This is a genomic window from Variovorax sp. WDL1 (genome assembly GCF_001541225.1).
Taxonomy (GTDB): Bacteria; Pseudomonadota; Gammaproteobacteria; order Burkholderiales; family Burkholderiaceae_C; genus Variovorax.
Genome location: NZ_LMTS01000055.1, coordinates 1 through 1313, shown reverse-complemented (window position 1 = coordinate 1313; position 1313 = coordinate 1). Strand labels below are relative to the sequence as shown.

General features: G+C 64.0%; 1 pseudogene. It reads right to left on the bottom strand.

The window, feature by feature from the left end:
• A pseudogene (locus tag APY03_RS42375) lies at window positions 1-915 on the bottom strand (hypothetical protein); the annotation flags it as partial.
• Window positions 916-1313: the final 398 nt, after the last annotated feature.

Sequence of the window (1313 nt, the reverse complement as noted above, 5' to 3'; positions counted from 1 at the left end):
GACCTGCCAGGTGCCGGCGTGGTAGCTCATGGTCTGGTCGCCGCGCTGGTGCAGCGTCGAGATGCCGCTGTTGTTCACCACCGGGGCGTTGCCGTAGCGGTAGGCAATGCCTTCTGCCTTGGAAAGAAGCGGTGCCATGGCGCGGTACGCGCTCGCCTGCAGGTTGCCGGCGCTGTCGACCACGTCGCCGGAGACGGCGGGAGCCGGGGCCGGAGCGGGCGCAGGGGCGGCCGGTGCCGGTGCCGGTGCCGGTGCCGGTGCCGGTGCAGGTGCCGGTGCAGGTGCAGGTGCGGTTGCCGCACCGAGTGAATAGCAGGCCTTGACGACGAAGGGCGCCGGGTCGCTGCCGAAGGATTCGTTCGTGCAGTTGGCGCTGCCGCTCACCGTCTTCTGAACCCACTTGTCGTTGGCGCCGTACTGCACTTGCGTCGCGGACGCTACCGTGAAGGACGAGCCCTCGCCTGCCAGCCGCGTGCCGGCGACGGGCGCTGGGGCGGGAGCGGGTGCGGGTGCGGGTGCCGGGGCTGTCGCGCTCTGGACGTAGCAAGCCTTCGCCACGTAGGGCAGCGGATCGCCAAAGGTCCCGTTGCCGCAGGCTACCGAACCGGACAGCGACCTGTTGGCGTAGGTGTCGTTTGCACCATATTGAACGACGGTCGCGGAAGCCAGCGTGAAGGTCTGACCCTCATTCGCGATCTTGACCCAACTGGCATCGAGCTTGCTGATGGGAGCCGCTTCCTTGGTTGCGGCAGATGATTCGGCCGGTCCGGTGTCGGTGGCAGACGCACTTGTCGGTAACGTCTCGGACCCTAAAGCGGCAAAGCCGCCACCGGAGTTGCTGCCTCCGCCCCCGCATCCGGCGAGTGCGCCGGCTGCAACAAAAAGCAGAAGCGCGCTTTTGTCGATGACTTTCAAGCAAATCCCTCCTAGATTGATTAAGGTGGGGTTTGTACCGGGGCGACCCTCCTTGGAGCAACCGTTCTTGCACTTCCTTTCCTATGTGTATTCGGCTCCCTGGGCACGTGTTACTAACGTTGTGCTTGCTAACGCTTCCAACACGAATCTGGAACCAAACGGAAGCGAACTTCTTGCCTTCGGCGTGTAGGACAACGCGATTGAAGACCCGGCGATGCGCGCAAAAAAAGCCCGCACAAGGCGGGCTCTTTCATTCAACTGACGCCAGATCTCGGCAAATCAGGGCACGTTTGCGCTACGAATGTTGAAAGGCTTGCCTTCCATCGCAAAACTGCCGCCGAACTCGATGTTGATGCCGTTGGTGGGCTGCACCGGGCATCCGCCCGGCGGCTGGCAGG